The organism is Caulobacter segnis (genome assembly GCF_003243465.1).
In the GTDB taxonomy this organism is placed as follows: domain Bacteria; phylum Pseudomonadota; class Alphaproteobacteria; order Caulobacterales; family Caulobacteraceae; genus Caulobacter; species Caulobacter segnis_A.
In genome coordinates, this window is the sequence record NZ_QFQZ01000009.1 from 43,056 (window position 1) to 65,092 (window position 22,037).

A 22,037-nucleotide genomic window follows, 5' to 3' on the forward strand; every position below is an offset into this window, starting at 1 on the left:
ACCCCATGACCGATACGATGATCCGTAACGCCCAGGGCAAGCGTCCGGCGTTCTACGAGACGCCCCCGCTCGACCAGATGATGTCGATGATCATGGTCCTGGCCGAGGAAGTCTCGGTGCTGGCCGATCATGTCGACTCGCTGGAGCGCGTCGCCAAGGACAAGGGCCTGGACCTGGCCGAGGGCGTGAGGACGCTGAAGCTGGACCAGGCCGCGCTGGAGGCCCGCGAGGCGCGCCGCCAGGCGTTCTTGTCGCGCCTGTTCTATCTGATGCGCAAAGAAGCCGCCGAAGCCGCGGCCCACGAAACCGCCGACGGCTTCATCCAGACGATCGAAGAGATCGCGGTCCGATGAGCGCCAAGACCGCCGCGTCGCTGGTCGACGCCCTGGTCGCGGTCGTCGGCGCTGAAAACGTGCGACGCGGACCCGAGGCCGCCGCGCTCTACACCGACGTTTTCCGCGCGCAGGCGGAGCCGATCGCGGTGGTGCGCCCCACCAGCGTCGAAGCGCTGCAGGCCGTCGTGCGAACGGCGGCCGAGGCGGGAACCCCGATCAACGTCCGCGGCGGCGGCGCGTCCTATACCGACGGCTATACACCTTCGAAGCAGAGCCAGATCCTGCTCGACCTGGGCGGGTTGGACCGCATCGTCGAGATCAACGAGACCGATGGCTATGTCACCGTCGAGACGGGGGTCACCTGGGCCAGGCTGAAGGCCGAGCTGGACGCGCGCGGTCTGCGCACGCCGTTCTGGGGACCGTTCTCGGGCTTGATGGCCACGGTCGGCGGCTCGATGTCGCAGAACTCGATCAGCCATGGCTCGGGCGCCTACGGCATTTCCGCCGGCTCGGCCCTGGCGATCGACGTGGTGGCCACCGACGGCGCGCTGGTCCGCACGGGTTCGGCGATCAACGGCGGCGCGCCGTTTTCGCGCAACTACGGACCTGACCTGACCGGCCTGTTCACCGGCGACTGCGGCGCCCTGGGCGTCAAGGCGCGCATCACCCTGCCGCTGCTCAAGGTTCGTCCGGCGCACCGTCCGATCTCGTTCGCCTTCGCCGACTTCGCCTCGATGCATGAGGCCCTGCGCCTCGTGGCGGCCGAACGCCTGGAGGACACCAGCTTCATCCTCGACGGCGCGCTGTCCCAGGGACAGATCGCCCGCCAGGACCGGGCCGGCGACCTCCTGGGCCTGGCGCTGTCGATCCTGAAGTCCTCGCCGTCGCTGGCGGCGGGCGTTGGTCAGCTGCTCGGCGGCGCGCTCAGCGCCCGCAAGCACATCGCGACCTCGGCCTACATGATCCACTACATCGTCGAGGGCGTCGACGACACGGAGGTCAAGGCCCGACTGCACCGCATCCGCCAGATCGCGACGCCCCACGGCCGAGAGATTCCCGCCACCGTGCCCGCCGTCGTGCGCGGCATGCCCTTCGCGCCGTTCTACAACGTGCTCGGCCCAAACGGTGAGCGCTGGGTCCCGGTCCACGGGATCTTCCCGCACTCCAAGGGCAAGGCGGTCAACGCCGCCCTGGTCGCCTTCTTCGCCGAGCGTCAGGTAGACATGAAGCGCCTCGGGATCTGGAAGGGCGAGATGTTCTCGACGGTCGGCTCGGGCGGCCTGCTCTACGAGTTGGCCCTGTACTGGCCGGACGCGATCTCGGCCTATCACGAGGCCTATGTCCCGGCGGACTATCTGGCCGCCCTGCCGCGCCATCCTGACAACCCCGAAGCCCGCGCCTATGCCCACAAGCTGAAGGCCGACCTGGTCGCGCTCTTCGACGCCCACGGCTCGATCTACTACCAGCTGGGCCGGGCCTATCCTTATGCGGGCGTGGTGCAGGGCGAGGCGCTGGACCTGGTCCGCGCCGTGAAGGCCCGGATGGATCCGAAGGGCTTGCTGGCGCCTGGCGTGCTGGGCCTCTAGCCCTCGAACCGATGCAGCCGAAAGGGTCGCGGGTCATGCTCGCGGCCCTTTTTTCTTTGGGCGGCGCGACCTTGAAATGGGCGCCTGGCGGTCTTCCGTCACCCGTTCTTCCGCGTGGCGGATAGTCATGCGGCGTGCGTTGGCGCGGCGCGGTGGGGTTGCGTTTTCTAGCGCCCGAAGCGCGGCGCCATGCTCCGCGCGATGTTCAAGTTCGCGGATCTTCGGAGCGCCGGAATGACCTACAGATTGGGTGTCGACGTGGGCGGCACGTTCACCGACCTGCTGCTCCTCGAGGAGGAAACCGGCGCGTTCTGGCGGCACAAGACGCCGTCGACGCCGGCCGACAGCTCGGTGGGCATCCTCAACGGCGTCGAGGCGATCTGCCAGAAGGCGGGAATCACGCCGGCCGACATCGAGGTGTTCCTGCATGGCACCACGGTCGCGACCAACGCGGTCCTGGAAGGCAAGGGCGCGCGCGTCGGCCTGATCGTCGCCCAGGGCTATCGCCAGATCATGCAGATCGCCCGCAGCTTCGTGCCGGGCGGCCTGGCCGGTTGGATCGTTTGGCCCAAGCCCAAGCCTCTGGCGGCTCTGCTGGACACCTACGAGGTCGGTGGGCGCATGGACGCCCAGGGCAATGAACTGACGCCGCTGAACGAGGGCGAGGTCCGCGCCGCGCTCGAGAAGCTCAAGGCGCAAGGCGTCGAGGCCATCACCGTCTCGCTCATGAACGCCTATCTGAACGGCGTGCACGAGAAGCGCATCGGCGAGCTGGCCGCCGAGATCCTGCCCAACGCCCCGGTGTCGCTGAGCCACGAGGTCCTGCCGGAGATGCAGGAGTACGAACGCACCCTGACCACGGTCGCCAACGCCGCCGTGCGCCCGATCGTCAGCCGCTATGTCAGCAACCTGCGCGGCAAGCTGCGGTCGGCGGGCATGGCGGGCAAGCTGTCGCTTCTCCGCTCGGACGGCGGTTTGATGTCGTCGGAGAAGTCCGAGGAGCATCCCGTCGCCCTGCTGATGTCTGGTCCCGCCGGCGGCGTCACCGGCGCCCTGTGGGTCGGCAAGAACGCGGGGATCAAGAACATCCTGACCCTGGACGTCGGCGGCACCTCGACCGACGTGGCGCTGATCGAGAACCTGGAGGCGCGCCGCGTGCGCACCACCGAGGTCGGTCACCTGTCGGTCCGCGCTTCTGCTCTGGACGTCAAGACGGTCGGCGCGGGCGGCGGCTCCATCGCCTATGTGCCGGAGCTCACCAAGGCGTTGCGCGTCGGCCCGCAATCGGCCGGCGCCGTGCCGGGCCCAGTGGCCTACGGCAAGGGCGGCGAGCTGCCGACCGTCACCGACGCCAATGTCGTGCTGGGCTATCTGCCCGAGGCCCTGTTGGGCGGCACGTTCAAGCTGGACCGCGAGGGCGCCAAGCAGGCCGTCCAGACGATCGCCGACGCCCTGGGCATCGGCCTGTTCGAGGCCGCGCGCGGCATCATCGACATCGTCAACGAGAACATGTTCGGCGCGCTGCGCATGATCTCCGTTCAGCAGGGCTATGACCCGCGTGACTTCGCGGTCATGGGCTTCGGCGGCGCGGGGCCGTTGCACGTCAACGCCGTGGCCAAGCTGATGAACAGCTGGCCGGCGATCTCGCCGGTCTCGCCGGGCGTGCTGTGCGCCCTGGGCGACGCGACCACCCGGATGCGCACCGAGACCGCCCGCTCGTTCTCCAAGCGCGTCGGGGACACCTCGCAGGAAGAGGTCATCGCCCTGCTGGACGAGATGGCGGCCCAGACGCGCGGCGAGCTGCTGGCCGACGGCGTGCCGGAGGCCCAGATCGTCAGCCAGTTCGAGATCGACGTCCGCTACGAGGGCCAGGCCTTCGAGGTCCCGCTGTCGATCGACGCCGAGACTCTGCGCAAGGATGGCCTGAAGGGCGTCACCGACCGCTTCGACGCCGAGCACAAGCGCCTCTTCACGTTCAACATGGACACCCCGCACGAGCTGGTGAACCTGCGCGCCGTGGCCATGGGCGCAGCGCTGGATCTGCCGGCCGCCCAGCTGCCGGTGGGCGATGGCCATCCGTCGGACGCCAAGATCCGCGACCACGAGCTGTGGATGGACGGCAAGGTGCATCCGGCGGTCATCTATGATCGCGCCAAGCTCAAGCAGGGCGACGTCATCCCGGGTCCGGCGATCGTGATCGAGATGGACTCCACGACGCTCATCGAGCTGGGCTGCGTCGGCAAGGTCGACGCGGTCGGCAACATCCTGATCAATCTGGCCTAAGGGGAGGGACGACCATGCCCGCGCGGATCATCCAATCCAACGAGACCCCCTTCAACAAGGTCACCGTCGACCCGGTAACCCTGGAGGTGATCGAGAACGCCCTGCGCAACGCCCGTATCGAGATGGACGCCACCCTGGTGCGCACCGCCATGTCGCCGGGCATCCGCGAGCAAGGCGACGCCTTCCCGCTGATCGCCGACCACAAGGGCCGGATGATCGTCGGCCAGTTCGGCTCGTACATCGGCCCGTTCCTCGAGGGCTTCGAGGGCACGGTCGAGGAGGGCGACATGATCTTCCTGTCGGACCCGTATTCGGTCGGCGGGGCGATCAGCCACTCCAACGACTGGCTGGTGCTGCTGCCGGTGTTCAAGGACGGCCGCCTGCTGGCCTACACCTCGATGTTCGGGCACCAGTCCGACATTGGCGGCAAGGTCGTCGGTTCGATGCCGATCGACGCCCGCTCGATCTTCGAGGAGGGCGTGCGCATCCCGCCCGTGAAGATCTGGAAGAAGGGCGAATACAACGAGGACCTGATCAAGCTGATCATGCACCAGACCCGCAAGCCGGACTGGTGCTCGGCCGACCTGAACGCCCTGATCGCCTCGTGCCGCGTGGCCGCGCGCCGGGTGATCGAGCTGGCCGGCCGCTTCGGCGACGACGTTTACACCTCGGCCTGCGAGGAACTGCTGGCCCGCAACCATCGCGCCATGGAGCACCTGATCGCCACCTCGATCGGCGAGGCCCCGGTCAGCTTCGAGGACTATGTCTGCGACGACGGCCTGGGCTACGGCCCGTACAAGATCAAGTGCACGATGTGGCGCGAGGGCGGCAAGGTCCACCTGGACTTCACCGGCACCGATCCGCAGAGCCAGGCCTCGATCAACTTCTTCCTGAACGAGAACATGCTGCGCATGTTCTTCGGCATCTACATGATCATGGTCTTCGACCCGCAGATCCTGTTCAACGACGGGTTCTACGACCTGATCGAGGTGCACATTCCGGAGGGTTCGCTGCTCAAGCCGAAGTTCCCGGCCGCCCTGTCGGGCCGCACCCACGCCCTGGGCCGCATCTTCGACATCCTGGGCGGCCTGCTGGGCCAGAAGACGCCCGAATTCCTGTGCGCCGCCGGCTTCTCGTCGTCGCCGCACCTGTTCTATTCGGGCTTCGACGCCAAGGGGAAATGGTTCCAGCTGTTCCAGATCGGCTTCGGCGGCATCCCCGGCAAGCCTATGGGCGACGGGCCCGACGGCCATTCGCTGTGGCCGGGCTTCACCAACGTGCCCAACGAGTTCCTGGAGCGCTACTTTCCGCTGATCATTGAGCGCTACGAGACCGTGCCGGACTCCGGCGGCCCGGGCCTGCACCGCGGCGGCAACGGCATCCAGATGACCTACAAGTTCCTGGAGAAGGGCACGATCGCCATCCACGACGACCGCTGGTTCACCGTCCCCTGGGGCGTGAACGGCGGCGAGCCGGGCGCCCGCGCCCGCAAAATCCTGGAGAAGGCCGACGGGACCAGCCAGGTCGTGGGCAACAAGGTCGAGGACCTCGAGGTCGAGGCCGGCGATCGCCTGCACTTCATCACCTGGGGCGGCGGCGGTTGGGGCGACCCGCTGGAACGCGAACCGGCGCTGGTGGCGCTGGAGGTCGAGCAGGGCCTGGTCACGGTCGATGGCGCGCGCCGCTATGGCGTGGTGCTGAAGGACGGACAGGTCGACGCCTCGGCCACCGAGGGTCTGCGGGCCAAGATCCGCGCCGAGCGCCCCGCCCCGTCGGGTCCGTTCAACTTCGGGCCGGATATCGAGACCCTGCGCGCCAACTGCCTGGCCGAAACGGGTCTGCCCGCGCCGAAGAAGCCGGTGGCCCTGCGCCACACGGCGGCGGCTTAAGGAGAGCGCATGAGCCAGGAAGAGCTCAAGGCCAACTATGCCGGCGCGTTCGACGGCCGGCTGCCGTTCGGCCAGCGGCCGGCGCTGCTGATCGTCGACGTCGTGGTCGCCTATCTGCGGCCCGGCTCGCCTCTCTATGATCCAGCCTTCCAGGTCGCTCTGGAGTCGAACGAGCGGCTGGTCGCCGCCGCTCGCAAGGCTGGCGCGCCTGTGGTCTTTACCAACGTGGTGTACGCCATGGGCGGTCGCGACGGGGGGCTGTTCTATCGCAAGGTGCCGGCTCTGAAGGCCTTCCAGGCCGGTTCGCCGGACGGCGCCTTCCCCGACACCCTGCAGCCGGAGCCGGGCGAGGTGGTGGTCAACAAGCAGTACGCCTCGGCCTTCTTCGGCACGTCGCTGGCCTCGACCCTGACGGCCATGGGGATCGACAGCCTGCTGATCACGGGCTTCTCGACCTCGGGCTGCGTGCGGGCCACGGGGCTGGACGCCCTGCAGCACGGCTTTGTTCCCTACGTCGTTCGGGAGGCCTGCGGCGATCGGCACCCGGGACCGCATGAGGCCAATCTGTTCGACCTGCAGGCCAAGTACGCCGAGGTCGTCAGCGAGGCCGAGGCCATCGCGCTGCTCGGTCAGGTCGGCGGCTAGAGCTCTAACCTCCGCACAGAAAAGGGGCGGCCTTCGCGGGCCGCCCCTTTCCTTTGGCTTGGGCTCGGGCCTTAAGCCGACAGGATCTCCAGCGCCACGCGCTCGGCCGACTCCAGCGCCGACTCCAGCCCACGGTTCGACGTGCCAGTGTGCTCGCCGCAAAAGTGCACGCGACCGACAGGCGTGCTCATCTCGCGGGCGAAGGCGGTGATCTGGCCCGGGTTGAAGTAAGACCAGTCCCCGCCGTTGAACGGCTCCAGGCCCCAGCTGTGATAATAGGCGCCCTTGACCAGGCCCTTGGCGGCCGGACGCAGGCGCTCAAGCTCAGAAACGATCATCGCCAGCGTGTTCTCCTTGCCGAGGCGATCCCAGGCCAGGGCCAGTTCGCCGCGCGCGAAGACGCTGAGGCCGGTCACTTCGTCCGGGGTCGGACCGTAGCGTTGCGCCAGCACTTGGCCGAGCGGGCCGTCGGTCCACATGGTCGGCGGCAGGCCGTCCTTCTCCCAATAGGGCGCCGACACCGTGAGGAAGGCGATCGAGATTGGCTGGTAGGGCAGGGACGTGACGGCCTTTGCCTGGGGGCCGGTGAAGCCGGGCTCAAAGCTGATGTTGCGCAGCACAGAGAACGGCAGCGAGCAGATCACCTTCTTGGCGCGATAGGTCGAGCCGTCGCGGCAGGTGACGACCGCGGCGTCGGGGCCGCTGCTGATCGCCACGACCTCCTTGCCCAGCAGGATATCGCCCTTCTGCTTCGCGGCCAGGCCTTGGGGCAGCAGCAGGTTGCCGCCCTTGACCGCGAAGCTGCCCGGCCCCGCGGCGCTCTGCGCCTTGCCCCAGCCGTCGTTGAATTCATAGACCAGGGCCGAGGACTGGTGGCCGTTCAGGCCGTAATAGGGGGCCTTGTCGAACGCCAGGCGGATGGCGGCGTCGCTCAGGCCCAGCTGGCTCAGATACTGGTGCATAGAGATGTCGAGGGGCGCGCTTTCGGGCGCGATCCAGTCGGCCCAGTCCTTCAGGCGGTTGTTCTTGGACACCAGCACGGGAACGATTTCCCAAGGCATCATGCTCTTCAGCGCCGCCGGGAAGGGATTCTTCGGCGAGGCGGCCCATTCCTCGCGGGTCAGGGTCACGCCGCCCAGGACGAACTGCTGGCGCGGATCCTTCATGTAGCGCGGGGCGACATCGTGGAGCTCGACGCCGGCCCGGCGGGCCATGTCCATGCCGCGACCATAGCCGGCGCCCATGGAGTTGAAGCCCATCTCCGGCGTGCCCGGCTGGTCCAGCAGGGTGAAGATCCGCCCGCCCACGCGTTTGCGGGCTTCGAGGATCAGGACCTTGGCGCCTTGCTCCTCAAGCAGGCTGGCCGCGCCCAGGCCCGAAATGCCGGCCCCAAGGATGATGACGTCGGGATCCGAGGAGACGGGGGACGGCTTGGCATCCTTGGCTTTCACGGGCTTGGGGGCGGCCTGGGCCGTCGGAGCCAGAGCCGCCGCGGCGCCCAGCTGGGCGATGGCGGCTCCGAGGATCGCTTGCCGGCGCGTGAAGGTCATGGGGCTTCTCTCACGTTTGTACTGCGCTACTGGAGGCTACTGAGTCGAAGAGATTACAGTCCGTCTCGCGAGGCGAGGCGGGGCTCGTCTTTATCCGCTCGGCGGAGAGCGCCTCCCAAAAAAGAACCACGCCGTCCGTGAAATGGAACGGCGTGGAGTAGTCGACGCCACGCCCCGGGGAGAAGCGACGGCGGTCGGGGAGTTCGCTAGTAGGTGGCCGAGACCGTCACGCCGACGCGGCGGCCTTCGCCCAGGTAGATTTCCGGAATGCTGTAGACGCTCGGAAAGCCGGAGCGCGGCTGGTTGATCGAGTTAGCCACATAGGTCTTGTCGAACAGATTATTGGCCCACAGCGAGACGTTGTAATTGTCCTTTGCGAGGCTCAGCCGGACGTTGGTCAGGGTGCGCGAGCCAATCTTCACCGTGTTCAACAGGTTGTTGTACATCGAGCCGGTGTAGTTGACGTCGACGCGGCCTTCCGCGGTCCAGCCATCGAAGACGTCGTAGCGGCCCGTTGCGTGCAGGTTCCACTGGGTCTTGACCGCGCGCTGCGGACGATAGCCGGCGATCGACGGCACGACGCGGGTGGCGCCATTGGCCAGCTTGATCGTCGTGACCTTGCAGCCCGTCGCCGCCGCGCCTGCCGAGGTCACGCATTGCGTGATCGACGAGGCGTCGTAGGCGCCGTCCTGGAACTTCGGATCCGAATAGGTGAGGCTGCCGCCGATCTGGATGGCGTCCGTCGCCTGGAAGTCGGTCTGCAGTTCAAAGCCGTCGACCTTGATGTCGCCGGCGTTGCGCACGATGCGCACCGGGTTCACCGCCGTCGGATTGTCCGTATAGGAGGAGACCTGGGCGTTGCTCCAGTCGGTGTGGAACACCGAAGCGTTCAGCAGCAGGCGACGATCCAGCAGGCGGCTCTTGAAGCCAGCCTCGTAGGTCCAGTTCTCCTCTTCGTCGTAGGACACTTCGCTGGCCAGGATGCCGGTCGCGCTGACGGCGTTGGCGGTGTTGAACCCGCCCGAGCGAATGCCCTTGGCCGCGGTCGCGAAGGCGAAGATCGTCGGCGTGAACTGGTAGTCGACGCTGAAGCGCGGCGTGACGTTTTTGTAGGTCTTGCGGTAGGGGGCGCTGGCGACCGGGAAGACCCCGGCGGCCGGCACATGCACGCCGTCGATGGTGGGGTAGAGGTACGGCTGGGAAGTCAGGTTGGTGATCGAGAACGTCTGGGCGCGCTTCTGGTCGATATTGTAGCGCGCTTCGGCGTTCACCCGCAGCTTGCCTAACTCGTAGCCGACCGAGCCGAACAGCGACTTCGTGCGGGTCGCCGATTTCGTGTAGGAGCCGGACACCTGATGGTCGGAGCCATCGCCCGACAGGAACAGGTTGGCGGTGAAGTCGTACGCGCCGACGCCGGTGGCGGTGGGCGTGGTGATCTGGCTCACCGTCACATAGCGCTCGTTGGCGGCCAGGCCGGTGCTGTCGACGCCCAGGCCGCTGCCGGACAGCGGGATCATCGAGTTGAAATAGTAGCCGCCCAACATCCACTTCAGCTTTGAGGAATCCGGCGATTGCAGGCGGAATTCCTGGCTGACCGTGCGGACTTTTTCGCGCGAGGTGACGTAGAGGTTGGCCTTGGCCAGACGGGTGTAGGCGCCGTTCGCGACACAACCTGCGCCGAGATTGCACACGCCGAACTGCACGCCGCCGCTGGTGAGGTCGTAGTCGGAATAGGCTTTGTTCTGCGAGGCGGTGACGCCGCTGACGCTGACGAACGAGGCCCAGCCTAGGTCCCACTTCATGTCCAGGGCGACCTGGGCGTTCTTGGAGCGGGTGTCGGGAATGTCGGGCGACATGTCGCTGGTCTTCGGCGTGGTCGCGTCACCGCAGTAGAGCGTGGGCAGGCCGGTGGCGGCGTTCGTCGTGCCGCAGTTGAACTTGCTGAGCGGCAGCAGGGTGCTGGGCGTGGCCTCGACGGCCGACTTGGTGAAGAAGCCCGACAGCTTGGCCGTGAAAGTGTCGGTCGGCGCCCATTCCAGCGAGCCGGCGACGGCCTTCTTTTCGAAGCCGCCCAGCTTGTCGCTGGTGGCGGCGTTCTTGCCGTAGCCGTCATAGGTGACGTACCCGGCGGAGAGGCGGCCATACAGGTTTTCGGCCACGGGGCCCGACACCGTGCCCTTCACGCGGAAGTCCTTGTCGACGCCGGCCGTGGCCGAGAAGCCGCCGGACAGGTCGTGGCTGGGGCCCTTGGTCGTGATGCCCATGGCGCCGGCGAAGGTCGAGCGGCCGTAAAGCGCGCTTTGCGGACCCTTGGCGATTTCGATCTGGCCGGGATCGAGGACCGAGATGACGTCCAGCGTGTTGCGGCTGGTCTGGTAGATGCCGTCGATGAACACGCCGACGTTGCCGTCGACGTTCAGGTCATTGGCGGTGTTGGCCGGCGCCAGGCCGCGCAGATAGATCAGCAGGGTGGTGCCGCCGGTGATCGAGGTGATCGCAACGCCGGGCGTGCTGTTCGACAGGTCCGCCATGTTGCTGATATTGCGGGCTTCCAGGTCCTTGGCCGAGAGCGCGCTGATCGAGATCGGCACTGTCTGGACGTCTTCGGCGCGCTTGCGCGCGGTGACGACGATCTCGCCGATTTCGACGCCGCCGCTCGGCGCGGCGCTCTGGGCGAGGGCGATCGACGGGGCGCCGACGGCCAGGGCCGCGCTGGTGATCAGGAGCGCCTTGGCGCTTCTCGTGATCCGGTTCATGCTCATAGCAAAATCCCCCAATTGCTGTTTTCCGACCAAGGTTTGGCGCGCCTTCATTCGTGGGCGACCTGGGTATGCTGCAGAAACCAACGGTCTTGGAGGCGGTGACAGATCGCTTTTATCCGCCGTGCGAGAAGCTCGCCTCCGGGTGTCACGAATTGGCTTATTCGTAGGCCATTTGGGTAGAAATTCTCAGCAATCGTTATGCCTTGACCCTTCTGGAGTCGAAGCGGCGCCTCTTATGGATGCGCCGAGCTAGGCGCTCAGCTTCTACGTTTGTTCGGAAAGAAAAGCGCGGCCGCTTGTGGCGACCGCGCTTTACAGGGCGTTCAAGTCAGGCGCTTGGGGCTCAGCCAGGTAGAACCTGCGTCAGGTAGGTCTCGACGATCGCCGCGAAGCGTTCCGGAACCTCGATCGGCGGGTAGTGGCCGACGTCCTCCAGAGCGACCATCGAGGGGATGACGCCGGTCAGGCGTCCGCGCAGGTCCGTGCCGACCTTTGGCGGTAGAACCGGATCGCGCATGCCCCAGATGATCAGGGTCGGCGCCTTGACCGCCTTGAGGCGCTTGGCCGTTTCGTCGCCATTGCCGGCCAGGGCCAGCAGGTGCACCATGTTGGGCTCGACGCCGCGCCGACCCATGTCATAGCTGACCTGGATCTTCTTGTCGGTGATGCGGGCGGGATCGCCGTAAAGCCACGTGAGGTAGGTGCGCCACCAGGCCTTGTCCTGCAGTCCAGTGGCCTTGATCCGGGCGTTGGCCGCGGTGATCTCGGGCGACGGGACGAGGCCAAGGCGATCAAGCGGCTCTGAAGGGCAGTTCGACAGCACCACGGCCTTGACGCGATCGGGATGCCCGGCCGCGAGGTAGTACGCCATGGTGCCGCCGCTCGACACGCCCACGGCCACGACGTCCTTGATCTTCAGATGATCCAGGAAGCCGATCATCAGGTCGTCCGGCCCCGTCAGGGTCGCCTTGGAGGCTTCGCTGATCGAGCCCGATAGCCCCATGGGCGGCAGGTCGAAGCGGATGACCCGACAGTTTCGCTTCAGCACGTCGGCGACGCCATCCCAGGTTTCCAGCGTGCTCTGCGAGCCGTGCAGCAGCAGGATCGGCTGCCCGCGACCTTCGTCGCGATAGCGCACCTCCACGCCGCCCAGCGTGACCAGTCGGTCGGCGGGCGTCATGTAGCGGGCGCGCAGCTGGGCGACGGTGAGCCTGCCCTCGGCAGGCAGGTCAGCGGCGGAGGCTGTCCCGGCCGCCAAGGCGGCCAGGGACGTGGCGATCAGGGTGCGGCGATCCAGCGGCATCGCGATCAGGCCGGCTTCTTGGGGAAGCTGGGGACCGGCGGCGCCTGCGGCGGGGTCCAGCCCGGAGGAACCGGGGCTGGAGTCTGTTGCCGGGCGTAGTTCTCCAGGCTCGACAGCGACGGACCGTAGTCTTCGGTCGGCGCGCTCAGGAACTTGGGATCGACCGCGCGGGCGGCCTCGACCAGGTCGGGCTTCAGGTCCTTCACGCCGCCGGGCAGGGTGCCGAAGGTGGTGAAGTACGAGATATGGCCTTCGGCCTGGCCCATCAGCATCCAGGGCAGCCACGGCGTGATCCGCGACCACGCCCCGACATGCGGGAGGTGGGTCATGTTGGGGTTCTCGGCGTCCTTGCGCTTGATCGTGTAGATGAAGTGCTCAGAGACGCGGTTCATCGGGCCCGAGGACTCGCGCACCCATTTGTCGGGTTGCAGCGCGTTCGGGTAGATCATGTCGATGCCGTTGCGGCAGATCAGCGTGTCGTCCGGGCCTTCCGTCCAGTTCAGCAGATAGGGACGCTTCGGCGTCTTCACGTTTTGCAGGCCGCCATAGGACGGCGGGTCGGGGAGGTACTCGCTGATCGTGAAGTTGAACGGATCGTTGGCGATCGGCACCACGCGAACGTCTTCGTTCGTGTAGGGGTTATGCCAGGTCTTCAGGATCTCGCCGGTCTGGCTGTCGCGATAGAACACGATCTCGCGCAGCATCCGCCGCCAGCTGCCGTCTTCCAGGCGTTTGATGCGGACGAAGCTGAAGCCCTCGACCTCGAACAGCGGGCGGACCGCTTCGTTGGGGCGCACGCCGTAGGCGGTGCCGCGAATCCAGCCACACTTTTCCTTGGTCGGATCAAGGTTGCCGTCCATGCGGGCGTAGGTGTCGCGGTTCCACTTCGGATCCTTGAAGTCGACCTTGGTGACGAAGTCGATCTTGGGCTTGGCGCTCGCGGCGGTGGCCGAGACCGAAAGCGCCGCGGCGGCCAGCCCGGCCAGTCCTAGTCCTTCGCGGCGAGTCATTTTGGCGGGCATGAACGTCTCCTCAAACTGTACGGTCACGATCGAACGCTCGGCGCTATCGACGCAACCCGTGCTCGCCCTGTATCCGCGCTACGGACAAAAGAGGCTCCGAGCGGCACGGGCGCGCGCGAGTTCGGCTTAGGCTTCCACTAGGCTTCAGTAGGGTGAGTCACATGAGCAACGCTGGGCGAAATCGGGCTTTCTCCAGGATCGCCGCGGCCTTGGGTCTCACGCTTCTCAACGCCAGCGGGGCCTGGGCTGGTCAGACCTCGATGTCCGATGCTGATCGCGCGGTGCTCGAGGCGCGCTTCGCCCAGCTGAAGGGCGGCATCATGACCACCTACGACCCCGCCGAGCGGGCGGCGGGCGAGGCGGGCTCGAAGCCGCCGCCGCGGGCAAAGGCGCCCAAGATCGCGGCATCCGCGCTGGACGCCGCCGAGGCCTATGCTCGCGCCAATCGCTCCACCGCCTTCATCGTCTGGAGGGACGGCGCGATCGAACGGGAGACCTATTTCGGCGCGACCAAGGCGGACACGCCGCTGGTCTCGAAATCCCTGTCCAAGCCCCTTGGCGTCGCTCTCGTCGGACGCGCCATCCAGCTGGGCTATATCAAGTCGCTGGACCAGCCGGTCGCCGACTTCATTCCCGAGTGGAAGGGCGACGAGCGCTCCAAGATCCTGATCCGCCACCTGCTGGACATGCGCTCGGGCCTGATGCCGCAGGGCGCCGCGCCGACGGCCGACCATATCCTGAACCGCGCCTATCTCGGGCCCCGGCACGAAGAAGTGCTGATCAACGAATACCCTCTGGTCGCCAAGCCGGGCGAGCGCTTCGACTACAGCAACGCCAATGCCGAGCTGGTGGCGATCGTCCTGGAGCGCGCCACCCAGCAGCGGTTTTCGACCTTCCTGTCCCAGCAACTGCTCCAGCCGATCGGAGCGCCCGATGTCGACGTCTGGCTGAACCGCCCGGGCGGCGTCGCCCACGCCGGCTGCTGCATGACGACCCCGGCTCAGACCTGGCTGCGGCTGGCGATCCTGATCATGGATGACGGCGTCTGGAACGGTAAGCGCCTGCTGCCCAAGGGCTTCGTCGCGGAGATGCGGACGGCCACGCCGCAGAACCCGCATGTCGGCATGGGGCTCTATCTGGGCGAGCCTTACGCCCAGCGTCGCGGCTTCGGGGCGCTCGACGTTCCGGGGCCTCGGGTCCTGCACAGCGAGCCCTATCTCGCCAAGGACCTCGTGCTGTTCGACGGCAATTCGGACCAGGTCATCTACATCGTTCCGTCGCGCCGCCTGATCGTGCTGCGACTGGGGGAGACGCCGCCCGCCTCGCCGGAATGGGACAACGCCTTCCTGCCCAACGCCATCCTTCGCGGCCTCGCGGCCGGCGCCTCTTCTTCGGGAGCTTTCAAATGATCGACAGCACGCGTCGTGGGCTGGTCGCCACGGGCCTCGCCGCCGTATCGGCCGCCGGGATGGCCGCACAGCCGGCGCAAGCCGCGCCGGCCCTCGATCTATCCGACGGCAAGAAGCGACTTCTCGCCTTCATGCGCCTGCGCGGGTCTCTGGACCAGGCGCTGGTCGCCGGCTGCATCAGCGGCCGCTACTACGGCGTTGTCGGCGCCGAGGTCCGTCCGCTCTATGGCGTGACCGCCTCCACCTTCGCCCGCTACCGGGAACTGCCCGACGGCCGCTTCGAAGGCTTCACCTACGAAGTCGCCTACTTCACCGACTTGGAAACCGGCAAGGTGATGGACCGCTGGGCCAATCCCTACACGGGCGAGACGGTCGACGTCCCCCATACCTTCTCCAAGCCCGCGCGGGTCGTCATCGGCGAGGACCTGACGATCAAGGCCGAGCCGGCGATTCCCGGCCTGCAGATCCGGCACGCAACCCTCTCGCCGCTGATCATCGGCCAGGATCTTTGGTGGACCGAGGAGGTGCTGACCGAAGCCCAGATCCCGGGCATGGCCAAGCCGCTGAACTACAGCGAGTTGGTCACCTTCCAGACCAGCGTCGCAGAGCTGGCGGCCAACAACACCAGGCGCGTGACCTGCCGCAACGCCTACACCTCGGTCGTCAACTGGCGTCCATGGTTGAAGATGGGTGATGCGCCGGGGCACCTGATGGGCAATGGCGCTGGCGCCTGGGGCGTGGCCATGAAGGACCTGCCGGCCGCCTGGCTCGAAGCGACCAAGGCGCGGCATCCGGACGTGCTCGCCGATCCCGGCGCCAAGCTCGAACCCTTGTGGCGCAAGGCGTAGGAGAGGGCGTGATGATCGATCGTCGATGCCTGCTGGCGGGCGCTGTCTCGCTGGTCGCCGCGCCGGCCCTGGCCGCGTCGCTCCAGACCCTGACCACCGAAGACGGTCGTCAGGTGCAGGTCAGCGTCTGGAAAGCCAGCGGCAGGCCTAGGGGCCTGATCCTGTTCTCGCACGGCGCCCTGTCGGCGCCCGGCAAGTACGAGAACCTGCTGGAGCCCTGGCGCGCGTCCGGCTTCGACATCGCCGCGCCGCTGCATGTCGACTCTACCGACCATCCAGACCGCGCCAAATACGGCATGGCCGACAGCTGGAAGGCGCGGCTGCTGGACATGCGGGCCCTGGCCAAGGCGTTCGCCGGCGGCAAGCCTTATGTCGCCGCGGGCCACTCCTATGGCGCCCTGGTCGCCCTGACGCTGGGCGGCGTCGCCGCCGAGCGGCCGACGGGCTTCGACGGTTCCATGTCGGACGCCGCGGTCAAGGCGGTGGTGGCCTTCTCGCCGCCGGGCGTGACGCCAGGTCTGGTCTCGGCCGACGGATTCAAGACCCTGGCGCGACCTGCGCTCGTCCAGACGGGAACGATGGATGTCCCGCCCGGCGCGCCTGACTGGCGCGTCCACCTCGCCGCCTTTGAGAATGCGCCGGCTGGCGACAAGTACGGCTTGGTGCTGAACGGCGTCGACCACTACTTCGGCCATCTGATCTGCCGGCCCGAGCGTGACGTTCCGGCCCAGTCCGACGGTCTCAAGCGCGGCGTCGAGGTCTCGAGTCTCTTCCTGGCGGCCTATGGCGCGGGCGATCGAAAGGCGATGCGGGCGCTGGCGTCCAACATCGGCAAGGACGCTATCGGCGAGCTCACCCTGCGGTGATGCTGAATTTCCCTGCCAACGGTAGGGCTTTTCGCTTGAGCGTCGCGCGCCCTTCTGATGATAATGATATATTATTATATCAGGAGGGGGCGATGAACCTGAACGAACTGGATGTGCTGCGCTGGGTTCACATCCTGGCGATGGTCTACTGGCTTGGCGGCGAGTGGGGCGTCTTCCAGACGTCGTACAACATCGTCAATCGCAAGCTGTCGCTCGAGGAGCGCCGCCGTCACCTGGAGACGGCCTACCGGATCGACATCCTGGCTCGGACCGGGATCATCCTGCTGCTGCCGCTGGGCCTGCACATGGGCCACATCTACGGCTTCCAGCCCTACGGCGGCGGGTTCCTGGTCGGCATGTGGATCTCCTTCAGCGCCTGGCTCTGCCTGACCTGGAGCGCGTTCCTGGCGCGGGAGTCCGATCTTGGCATCCGCCTGACCAAGATCGACGAGGCGTTGCGCTACGTCCTGATCCCGCTGATCTTCATCGTCGGCATCTCCTCGCTGCTGGGCCACGGTCCGCTGGAGGTTGGTCCCGGCACGCTCTGGTATCCGACCAAGCTGACCCTGTACGGCTTCGCCCTGATCATCGGCCTGGGCCTGCGCTTCGTGATGCGCGCCTGGACCGTGCGCTTCCGCCGTCTGGCCGAAGGGCCGAACCCCGCCGAGGAGGCGGCGCTGGAGCGCGAGATCGTTCTGGCCCGCCTGATGGCCTACGTCTACTGGATCACCATCTCGGGCGTCTGCTTCCTGGGGGCGACCAAGCCCTTCTAGGCGCGACCACAGAACAGCAAAACGCCCGGCGGGGAAGCTCCGTCGGGCGTTTTTTGTGCGCTATGGCGCGATCAGCCCGCGTAGGGCGTCGTCCGCGCGAAGTGCTCGCCGATCTCGCGGCGGGTGGCGATCCAGACGCCGGGCTTGGCGTTGGCGTGCTGCAGCAGCTTGTCCAGGGCCCACGAGCGCCCGGGGCGGCCGATGATACGCAGGTGCAGGCCGATCGACAGCATGGCCGGATGCTCTTCGCCCTCGGCGTACAGGGTGTCGAAGCTGTCGGTCGCGTAGTCCAGCCAGTCGCGCGCGGTATAGGCCGGGTCGCTCCACATTTTCATGTCGTTGGTGTCGATCTGGTAGGGGATCACCACGATCGGCTTGCCGTCCGGCGCGTCCCAGAACGGATACTCGTCAGAGAAGTCGTCCATGCTGTAGAGGAAGCCTTCCTCGGCCAGCAAGCGGCGGGTGTTGTCGGTCGTCAGGTAGCGGCTCAGCCAGCCCACGGGCCGCTGGCCGGTCGTGGCCTCGATCGAGTCGGCCGCCTTGCGGATGAAGGCCCGCTCGGCCGCTTCGTCCATCTTGTACTGGAACTGCCAGCGGTAGCCGTGGCTGCAGGGTTCGTGGCCGGCGGCGACGATGGCCTTCGCCAGGTCCAGTTCGCCCTCCAGAGACTGGGCGCAGATCGTCCAGGTCGACTTGGCGCCGTGCTTGGCCAGGATATCCAACACGCGCCGCGCGCCGACTTTCAGCCCGAACTGGTAGTTGCTCTCGTTGGGATAGTTGCGGATCGGGTCCTTGACGAACATGCCCAGCTCGTCGACCGCCTCCATACCCTTGTCGCCGCGGGCGATCGAGCGTTCGGAGCCTTCTTCGACATTGACGACGATGGAGAGGGCGAGGCGTTGGCCATCGGGCCATCTGCGGACGAGAGACATCGGAAACTCCGGAAAATGCGCCGCTAGAGCGTGAGGCCGAAAGTGGGAACCGGCTTCGGCTGACCTCACGCTCTAAGTCTTTGATTTAGAGCCTTTTAAGCGCCTGAAATCGATTCCGATTTCAGGCTAAAGGCTCTAGCGGAAAGGGAAGTTGGGTTTGCGCTTTTCCAGGAACGCCGCGCGGCCCTCCTGGAAGTCGGCGGCCTGCGTGGCCTCGAGAAACGCCGCGCGGGTGCGGGCGTCGTCTCGGGCTTGCCCGGCCAGGATCAGCTCGACCATGGCCTTGATCCCGCGCGTGCTCCATTGCGAGGCGGCCGCGATCTCGTCGATCTTGGCGTCGATCGCCGCCTCGAAGGCGTCGGGCGCGATCACCGCGTTCAGAAGCCCCATGTCCCGCGCGTCATCGGCCTTCAGGATCCGCCCGGTGAACAGGATGTCCTTGGCGTGGGCGGGGCCCACGGCGTCCACGAGCCGCTTGGTGTCTTCCAACGAATAGACGAGCCCGAGCTTGGCCGGCGTGATCCCAAAGCGGGCAGTGCTGTCGGCGAGACGCAGATCGCACGCCAGCGCTAGCGCCATGCCGCCGCCGACGCACGGGCCCTGGATTGCGGCGAGAGTCGGCTTGGGGAACACGGCCAGGGCGTTGACCGCCTTGGCGATGATCTCGGCATAGCTCGCGGCGCTCTCGGCGTCCGCCCAGACACGTTCGAATTCGCTGATATCGGCGCCCGCGGAAAAGACGCCGTCCGCCCCGGTCACGACCAGCACCTTGGCCGGCGAACGCTCGACGGCCGCCAGGGCGTCGGGCAGGGCGCGCCACATCGCCTGGCTCACCGCGTTCTTGCGGCCCGGCTGGTTGAGCGTCAGGACCGCGTGCCGCTCGCGGATGTTCAGCGTCAGCGCGCCGTCGGCGAAAGTTTCGATCATCGTCCTGGGCTCGGTTGTCCGGGAAAGCCAAACTGGCGCTTTTTTACACGGGCGGGGCCTGTGAAGCGCCCTTCGAACAAGCTTTGAAGTCGGGGGTGAGCGGCTTTATCCGCCTGGCGACTTTTGCCCCGCCGCGCGTGGTGCCGGGTCGCTGTGCGGTCATACTTCGAAATCATCTGCTCCGATCGAAGAGGCCGATTGTGTTCAAGTCGTTCTTGGAGTTCATCATTCTCGGCTTCGCGACCGTCGCCGTGTGCGGTCTTGTCGCGACGCCCCATGCCGAAACAAGCCACGAGCCCGTCTAGGACGGCGTTAGCGTTACGAGTGCGAATTCGATGAAATCGGTCCTGATGTTCCTCGCCGCTTGCGGCGCTGTTTCTCTTCCCGCGTCCGCCATGGCCCAAGCCTCCGGCGGCGACGCCCAGGCCGGCAAGAAGGCCTTCATCCAGTGCCAGGCTTGCCACACCGTCGACGCCAAGGCGCCGTCGCGCATGGGACCCAGCCTGCTGGGCGTCTATGGCGCCAAGATCGGCGGTCGGCCCGGCTATGACCACTATTCCAAGGCCCTCAGCGGAACCCCGGGCAAGTGGGACGACGCCAAGCTTGACCAATGGCTGACCCGTCCGACCAAGTTCGCCGCTGGAACGTCGATGGCTTTCGCCGGCGTCCCGGACCCGAAGCGCCGGGCGGACCTCATCGCCTATCTGAAGACCTTGAAGTAGAGGCTTGCCTCTCGGGGCATGAAGGGCGGCGTCCTCGGGACGCCGCCCTTTTTCATGGCCCCTGTCAGGACGCCGGCGCATGGTCCGCGCTTCTGGCGACGTCTTCCGCCACGGACACCTCCGGCCCCGCCTCGCGGCGATAGCGCCCCAGCGTCAGCAGAATCAGCGCGCCCACCACCAGCAGGACGGCCGAAAGCATCAGCGCCGCCCCGTAGCCGCCCGTCTTGTCGAACACCGCGCCATAGGCCACCGGCGCGATCCCCGCGCCCAGGGCGTAGGCGCCGTACAACGCGCCATAGATCGAGGCATAGCCGCGCAGGCCGAAATAGCGGGCGGTCAGATAGGCCAGCAGGTCGTACTCCATGCCGGCGGCGAAGCCGATCATGGAGATGGAGAACACGGCGTGGGCGTAGCTGGCGCCGGGTTGGGTGAGGGCGACACAGCCCAGCGCCGACACGCTGAGCAGCGCCATGGCGACGCCGGGCGCCCAGAAATGGTCGATCAGCCAGCCGCCCAGCAGGCGCCCGACAATCACCGACAGGCCGATCAGCGGCGCCAGGCTGACGATCTGACCCATATCGAAGCCGTTGGCCTTCAGCAGGTTCTCCATGTTCGGGATCGGTCCGGACGTGGCGAAGGCGATCGGCACGAAGGCCAGCCAGATCGCCCAGAAGCGCCAGGTCTTCAGGGCTTCCTTCAGCGTCAGCCCTTCGGCCGCGGCCTTCGCCGCCTCCGGCGCGTCGGCGGCGTCGGGCTTGGCGTCATGGAAGAACTTCCAGGCGACCGGCAGGGTAATCAGCAGCGGCAGGGCGCCGATCACGAAGTAGGTCGAGCGCCAGCCATGCTCGGCGATCAGCCAGGCGGCGAACGGCTTGATCAGGAAGCCGAACAGGCCGGTGCCCAGCAGGGCGAAGCCCAGGGCCAGGCCGCGCTGGCGCCGGAAGTGAGCGCTGATCGGCCGTGTCCAGGTCATCGGCAAGGTGCCCGCGCCGCCGATGGCCATCACCGTCCAGGTCAGGAGGTAGAGGGGCAGGGAGCCGTTCGACAGACCAAAGGCCATGTAGGACAGGCTGAAGATCGCGACCGAAATCAGGGCCACGCGACGCACGCCGAACCGGTCGGCGAGAATCCCGATCACGGGACCCGCCAGCAGGGCGCCGAAGGTCATGACCGGCAGGCCCAGCATGATCTCCGAGAACGACCATCCGAAGGTCTTCGCCAGGTGCGGGGCCACCATCCCGATCGTGTAGAAGGGGACGGGGCCGAGGCCCATGCCGACGCCCAGCAGGGCGCACAGCACGTAGGGCCAACCCTTGGCGAATTCGTTGTCCTGACGCGTCATACGCTGCGCCCCTCCCTGATTGAAAGGCATAATTTTATATCATTTTTGCGGGGTCTCACGTCCGGACGCAAGGCTGAAGCCCTGCCGACCTAAGACGCCCGATATTCAGGCGTCAGGCGCCTAACTGACGCGCCTCCAGCCAGGCGATGACCTCGGCCACCTCGACGACGTCGGCGTACTTCAGCTGGAGGTCCGTGAGGTTGGCGTAGTGATAGCTCTCGTGCTTGTCGGCCACGCACTCCTCCGGGACGATCGTGCGGTAGCCGCGCGACAGCGATTCCACGCCGGTCGCCCGTACGCAGCCAGAGGTAGATCCGCCGGTGATCACCACGGTGTCGACCTTGTGCCAGACGAGGTAGCTCTGCAGCTGGCTCTCGAAGAACGCGCTGGGCATGCGCTTGGTGAAGACGAGGTCCGCATGCTCATCGATCTCGACGCGTGGATCGAACTGGTGGCGCGGGCTGTCGTACTTGATGTTCTGCAGGCTGTCGGGCGTGTCGGTGCGCGTGCCCCAGACGCCGGCGTCGCCGCCGTCTTCCTTGTAGGCGACCCGCGTCCAGACCACCGGCATGCCCGCGCCGCGCGCCAGTCGCGAGATCTGGTTGGTGAAGGCGATCTGGTCCGGATGGGTCACATAGGCCGACTTCGGGAACAGGTCGGGTCGCGTATAGGCCTGCTGGAAGTCGATATTGACGATGGCCAGCTTCTCGCCGAACCCGAAGCGGGCGCGAGCCGGATTGGCCTTGACCGCCTCATAAAGCTCGCGGGCGGTCTTGTTCTCGCGAACCATGGTCGGTTCGAATTTCAGCTCTGTGGTCATGGCGACCTCCGGAAGCAGGTAAT

The 22,037-nt window shown here is 66.8% G+C and carries 18 protein-coding genes; 10 read left to right on the forward strand and 8 right to left on the reverse strand.

Going from position 1 to position 22,037, the window contains the following annotated elements:
- Positions 1-5: 5 nt before the first annotated feature.
- From DI526_RS04880 to DI526_RS04900, 5 genes are all read left to right on the forward strand, one after another.
- Positions 6-353 carry a hypothetical protein gene (locus DI526_RS04880; protein ID WP_304274786.1) on the forward strand — a complete coding sequence of 116 codons (348 nt, stop codon included), beginning with the start codon at positions 6-8 and terminating at the stop codon, positions 351-353.
- Positions 350-1,921 carry an FAD-binding oxidoreductase gene (locus tag DI526_RS04885; RefSeq protein ID WP_304274789.1) on the forward strand — a complete coding sequence of 524 codons (1,572 nt, stop codon included), beginning with the start codon at positions 350-352 and terminating at the stop codon, positions 1,919-1,921. Before DI526_RS04880 ends, DI526_RS04885 begins: the two co-directional genes overlap by 4 nt.
- 234 nt (positions 1,922-2,155) lie before the next feature.
- Positions 2,156-4,204: a hydantoinase/oxoprolinase family protein gene (locus DI526_RS04890; RefSeq protein ID WP_304274791.1), complete on the forward strand. Its 2,049-nt coding sequence runs from the start codon at positions 2,156-2,158 to the stop codon at positions 4,202-4,204.
- A gap of 14 nt (positions 4,205-4,218) precedes the next feature.
- A complete protein-coding gene (locus tag DI526_RS04895; protein WP_304274793.1) occupies positions 4,219-6,093 on the forward strand; it encodes a hydantoinase B/oxoprolinase family protein in 1,875 nt (624 codons plus the stop codon).
- Positions 6,094-6,102: 9 nt separating this feature from the next.
- Positions 6,103-6,738 carry an isochorismatase family protein gene (locus DI526_RS04900; protein WP_304274796.1) on the forward strand — a complete coding sequence of 212 codons (636 nt, stop codon included), beginning with the start codon at positions 6,103-6,105 and terminating at the stop codon, positions 6,736-6,738.
- 71 nt (positions 6,739-6,809) lie between these two features.
- Here the strand turns inward: DI526_RS04900 and DI526_RS04905 are convergent, their stop codons facing one another.
- The 4 genes from DI526_RS04905 to DI526_RS04920 all read right to left on the reverse strand — a co-directional run bounded on the left by DI526_RS04905 (position 6,810) and on the right by DI526_RS04920 (position 13,375).
- Positions 6,810-8,288 carry an NAD(P)/FAD-dependent oxidoreductase gene (locus DI526_RS04905; RefSeq protein ID WP_304274797.1) on the reverse strand — a complete coding sequence of 493 codons (1,479 nt, stop codon included), beginning with the start codon at positions 8,286-8,288 and terminating at the stop codon, positions 6,810-6,812.
- 206 nt (positions 8,289-8,494) lie between these two features.
- On the reverse strand, positions 8,495-11,050 hold the full coding sequence (locus DI526_RS04910; RefSeq protein WP_304274800.1) for a TonB-dependent receptor: 2,556 nt from the start codon (positions 11,048-11,050) through the stop codon (positions 8,495-8,497).
- Positions 11,051-11,393: 343 nt separating this feature from the next.
- Positions 11,394-12,353: an alpha/beta fold hydrolase gene (locus tag DI526_RS04915; protein ID WP_304274803.1), complete on the reverse strand. Its 960-nt coding sequence runs from the start codon at positions 12,351-12,353 to the stop codon at positions 11,394-11,396.
- Between the two features lie 5 nt (positions 12,354-12,358).
- The gene (locus DI526_RS04920; protein WP_304274805.1) at positions 12,359-13,375 is read right to left on the reverse strand and encodes a DUF1838 family protein; all 1,017 of its coding nucleotides are present in this window, start codon (positions 13,373-13,375) and stop codon (positions 12,359-12,361) included.
- A 209-nt stretch (positions 13,376-13,584) separates the two neighbouring features.
- On the opposite strand from DI526_RS04920, the gene DI526_RS04925 reads away from it, so the two are divergent.
- From DI526_RS04925 to DI526_RS04940, 4 genes are all read left to right on the forward strand, one after another.
- Positions 13,585-14,784 carry a serine hydrolase gene (locus DI526_RS04925; protein ID WP_304274808.1) on the forward strand — a complete coding sequence of 400 codons (1,200 nt, stop codon included), beginning with the start codon at positions 13,585-13,587 and terminating at the stop codon, positions 14,782-14,784.
- Positions 14,781-15,632 (forward strand): DUF1838 family protein, encoded by an 852-nt coding sequence (locus tag DI526_RS04930; protein ID WP_304274810.1) that lies wholly within the window; start codon positions 14,781-14,783, stop codon positions 15,630-15,632. Before DI526_RS04925 ends, DI526_RS04930 begins: the two co-directional genes overlap by 4 nt.
- Positions 15,633-15,643: 11 nt before the next feature.
- Positions 15,644-16,498: an alpha/beta fold hydrolase gene (locus tag DI526_RS04935; protein WP_304274812.1), complete on the forward strand. Its 855-nt coding sequence runs from the start codon at positions 15,644-15,646 to the stop codon at positions 16,496-16,498.
- A 92-nt stretch (positions 16,499-16,590) separates the two neighbouring features.
- Positions 16,591-17,271 carry a hypothetical protein gene (locus tag DI526_RS04940; RefSeq protein ID WP_304274814.1) on the forward strand — a complete coding sequence of 227 codons (681 nt, stop codon included), beginning with the start codon at positions 16,591-16,593 and terminating at the stop codon, positions 17,269-17,271.
- 71 nt (positions 17,272-17,342) lie between these two features.
- On the opposite strand, the gene DI526_RS04945 is transcribed toward DI526_RS04940, so the two are convergent.
- Together DI526_RS04945 and DI526_RS04950 are read right to left on the reverse strand one after the other, a co-directional pair.
- Positions 17,343-18,203: a polysaccharide deacetylase family protein gene (locus DI526_RS04945; protein ID WP_304274816.1), complete on the reverse strand. Its 861-nt coding sequence runs from the start codon at positions 18,201-18,203 to the stop codon at positions 17,343-17,345.
- A gap of 135 nt (positions 18,204-18,338) precedes the next feature.
- Positions 18,339-19,130, reverse strand: coding sequence for an enoyl-CoA hydratase-related protein (locus DI526_RS04950; protein WP_304274818.1), 792 nt, complete (start codon positions 19,128-19,130; stop codon positions 18,339-18,341).
- 395 nt (positions 19,131-19,525) lie between these two features.
- Between DI526_RS04950 and DI526_RS04955 the strand changes: the two genes are divergently transcribed.
- Positions 19,526-19,852, forward strand: a complete 327-nt coding sequence (locus tag DI526_RS04955) for a cytochrome c family protein (RefSeq protein WP_304274821.1) — start codon at positions 19,526-19,528, stop codon at positions 19,850-19,852.
- A gap of 64 nt (positions 19,853-19,916) precedes the next feature.
- Here DI526_RS04955 and DI526_RS04960 read toward each other — a convergent pair whose 3' ends face one another.
- Together DI526_RS04960 and DI526_RS04965 are read right to left on the reverse strand one after the other, a co-directional pair.
- On the reverse strand, positions 19,917-21,194 hold the full coding sequence (locus tag DI526_RS04960) for an MFS transporter (RefSeq protein WP_304274824.1): 1,278 nt from the start codon (positions 21,192-21,194) through the stop codon (positions 19,917-19,919).
- A 112-nt stretch (positions 21,195-21,306) separates the two neighbouring features.
- Entirely contained in the window at positions 21,307-22,014 is a 708-nt protein-coding gene (locus DI526_RS04965; protein ID WP_304274827.1) for an isochorismatase family protein, read from the reverse strand.
- Positions 22,015-22,037 lie beyond the last annotated feature (23 nt).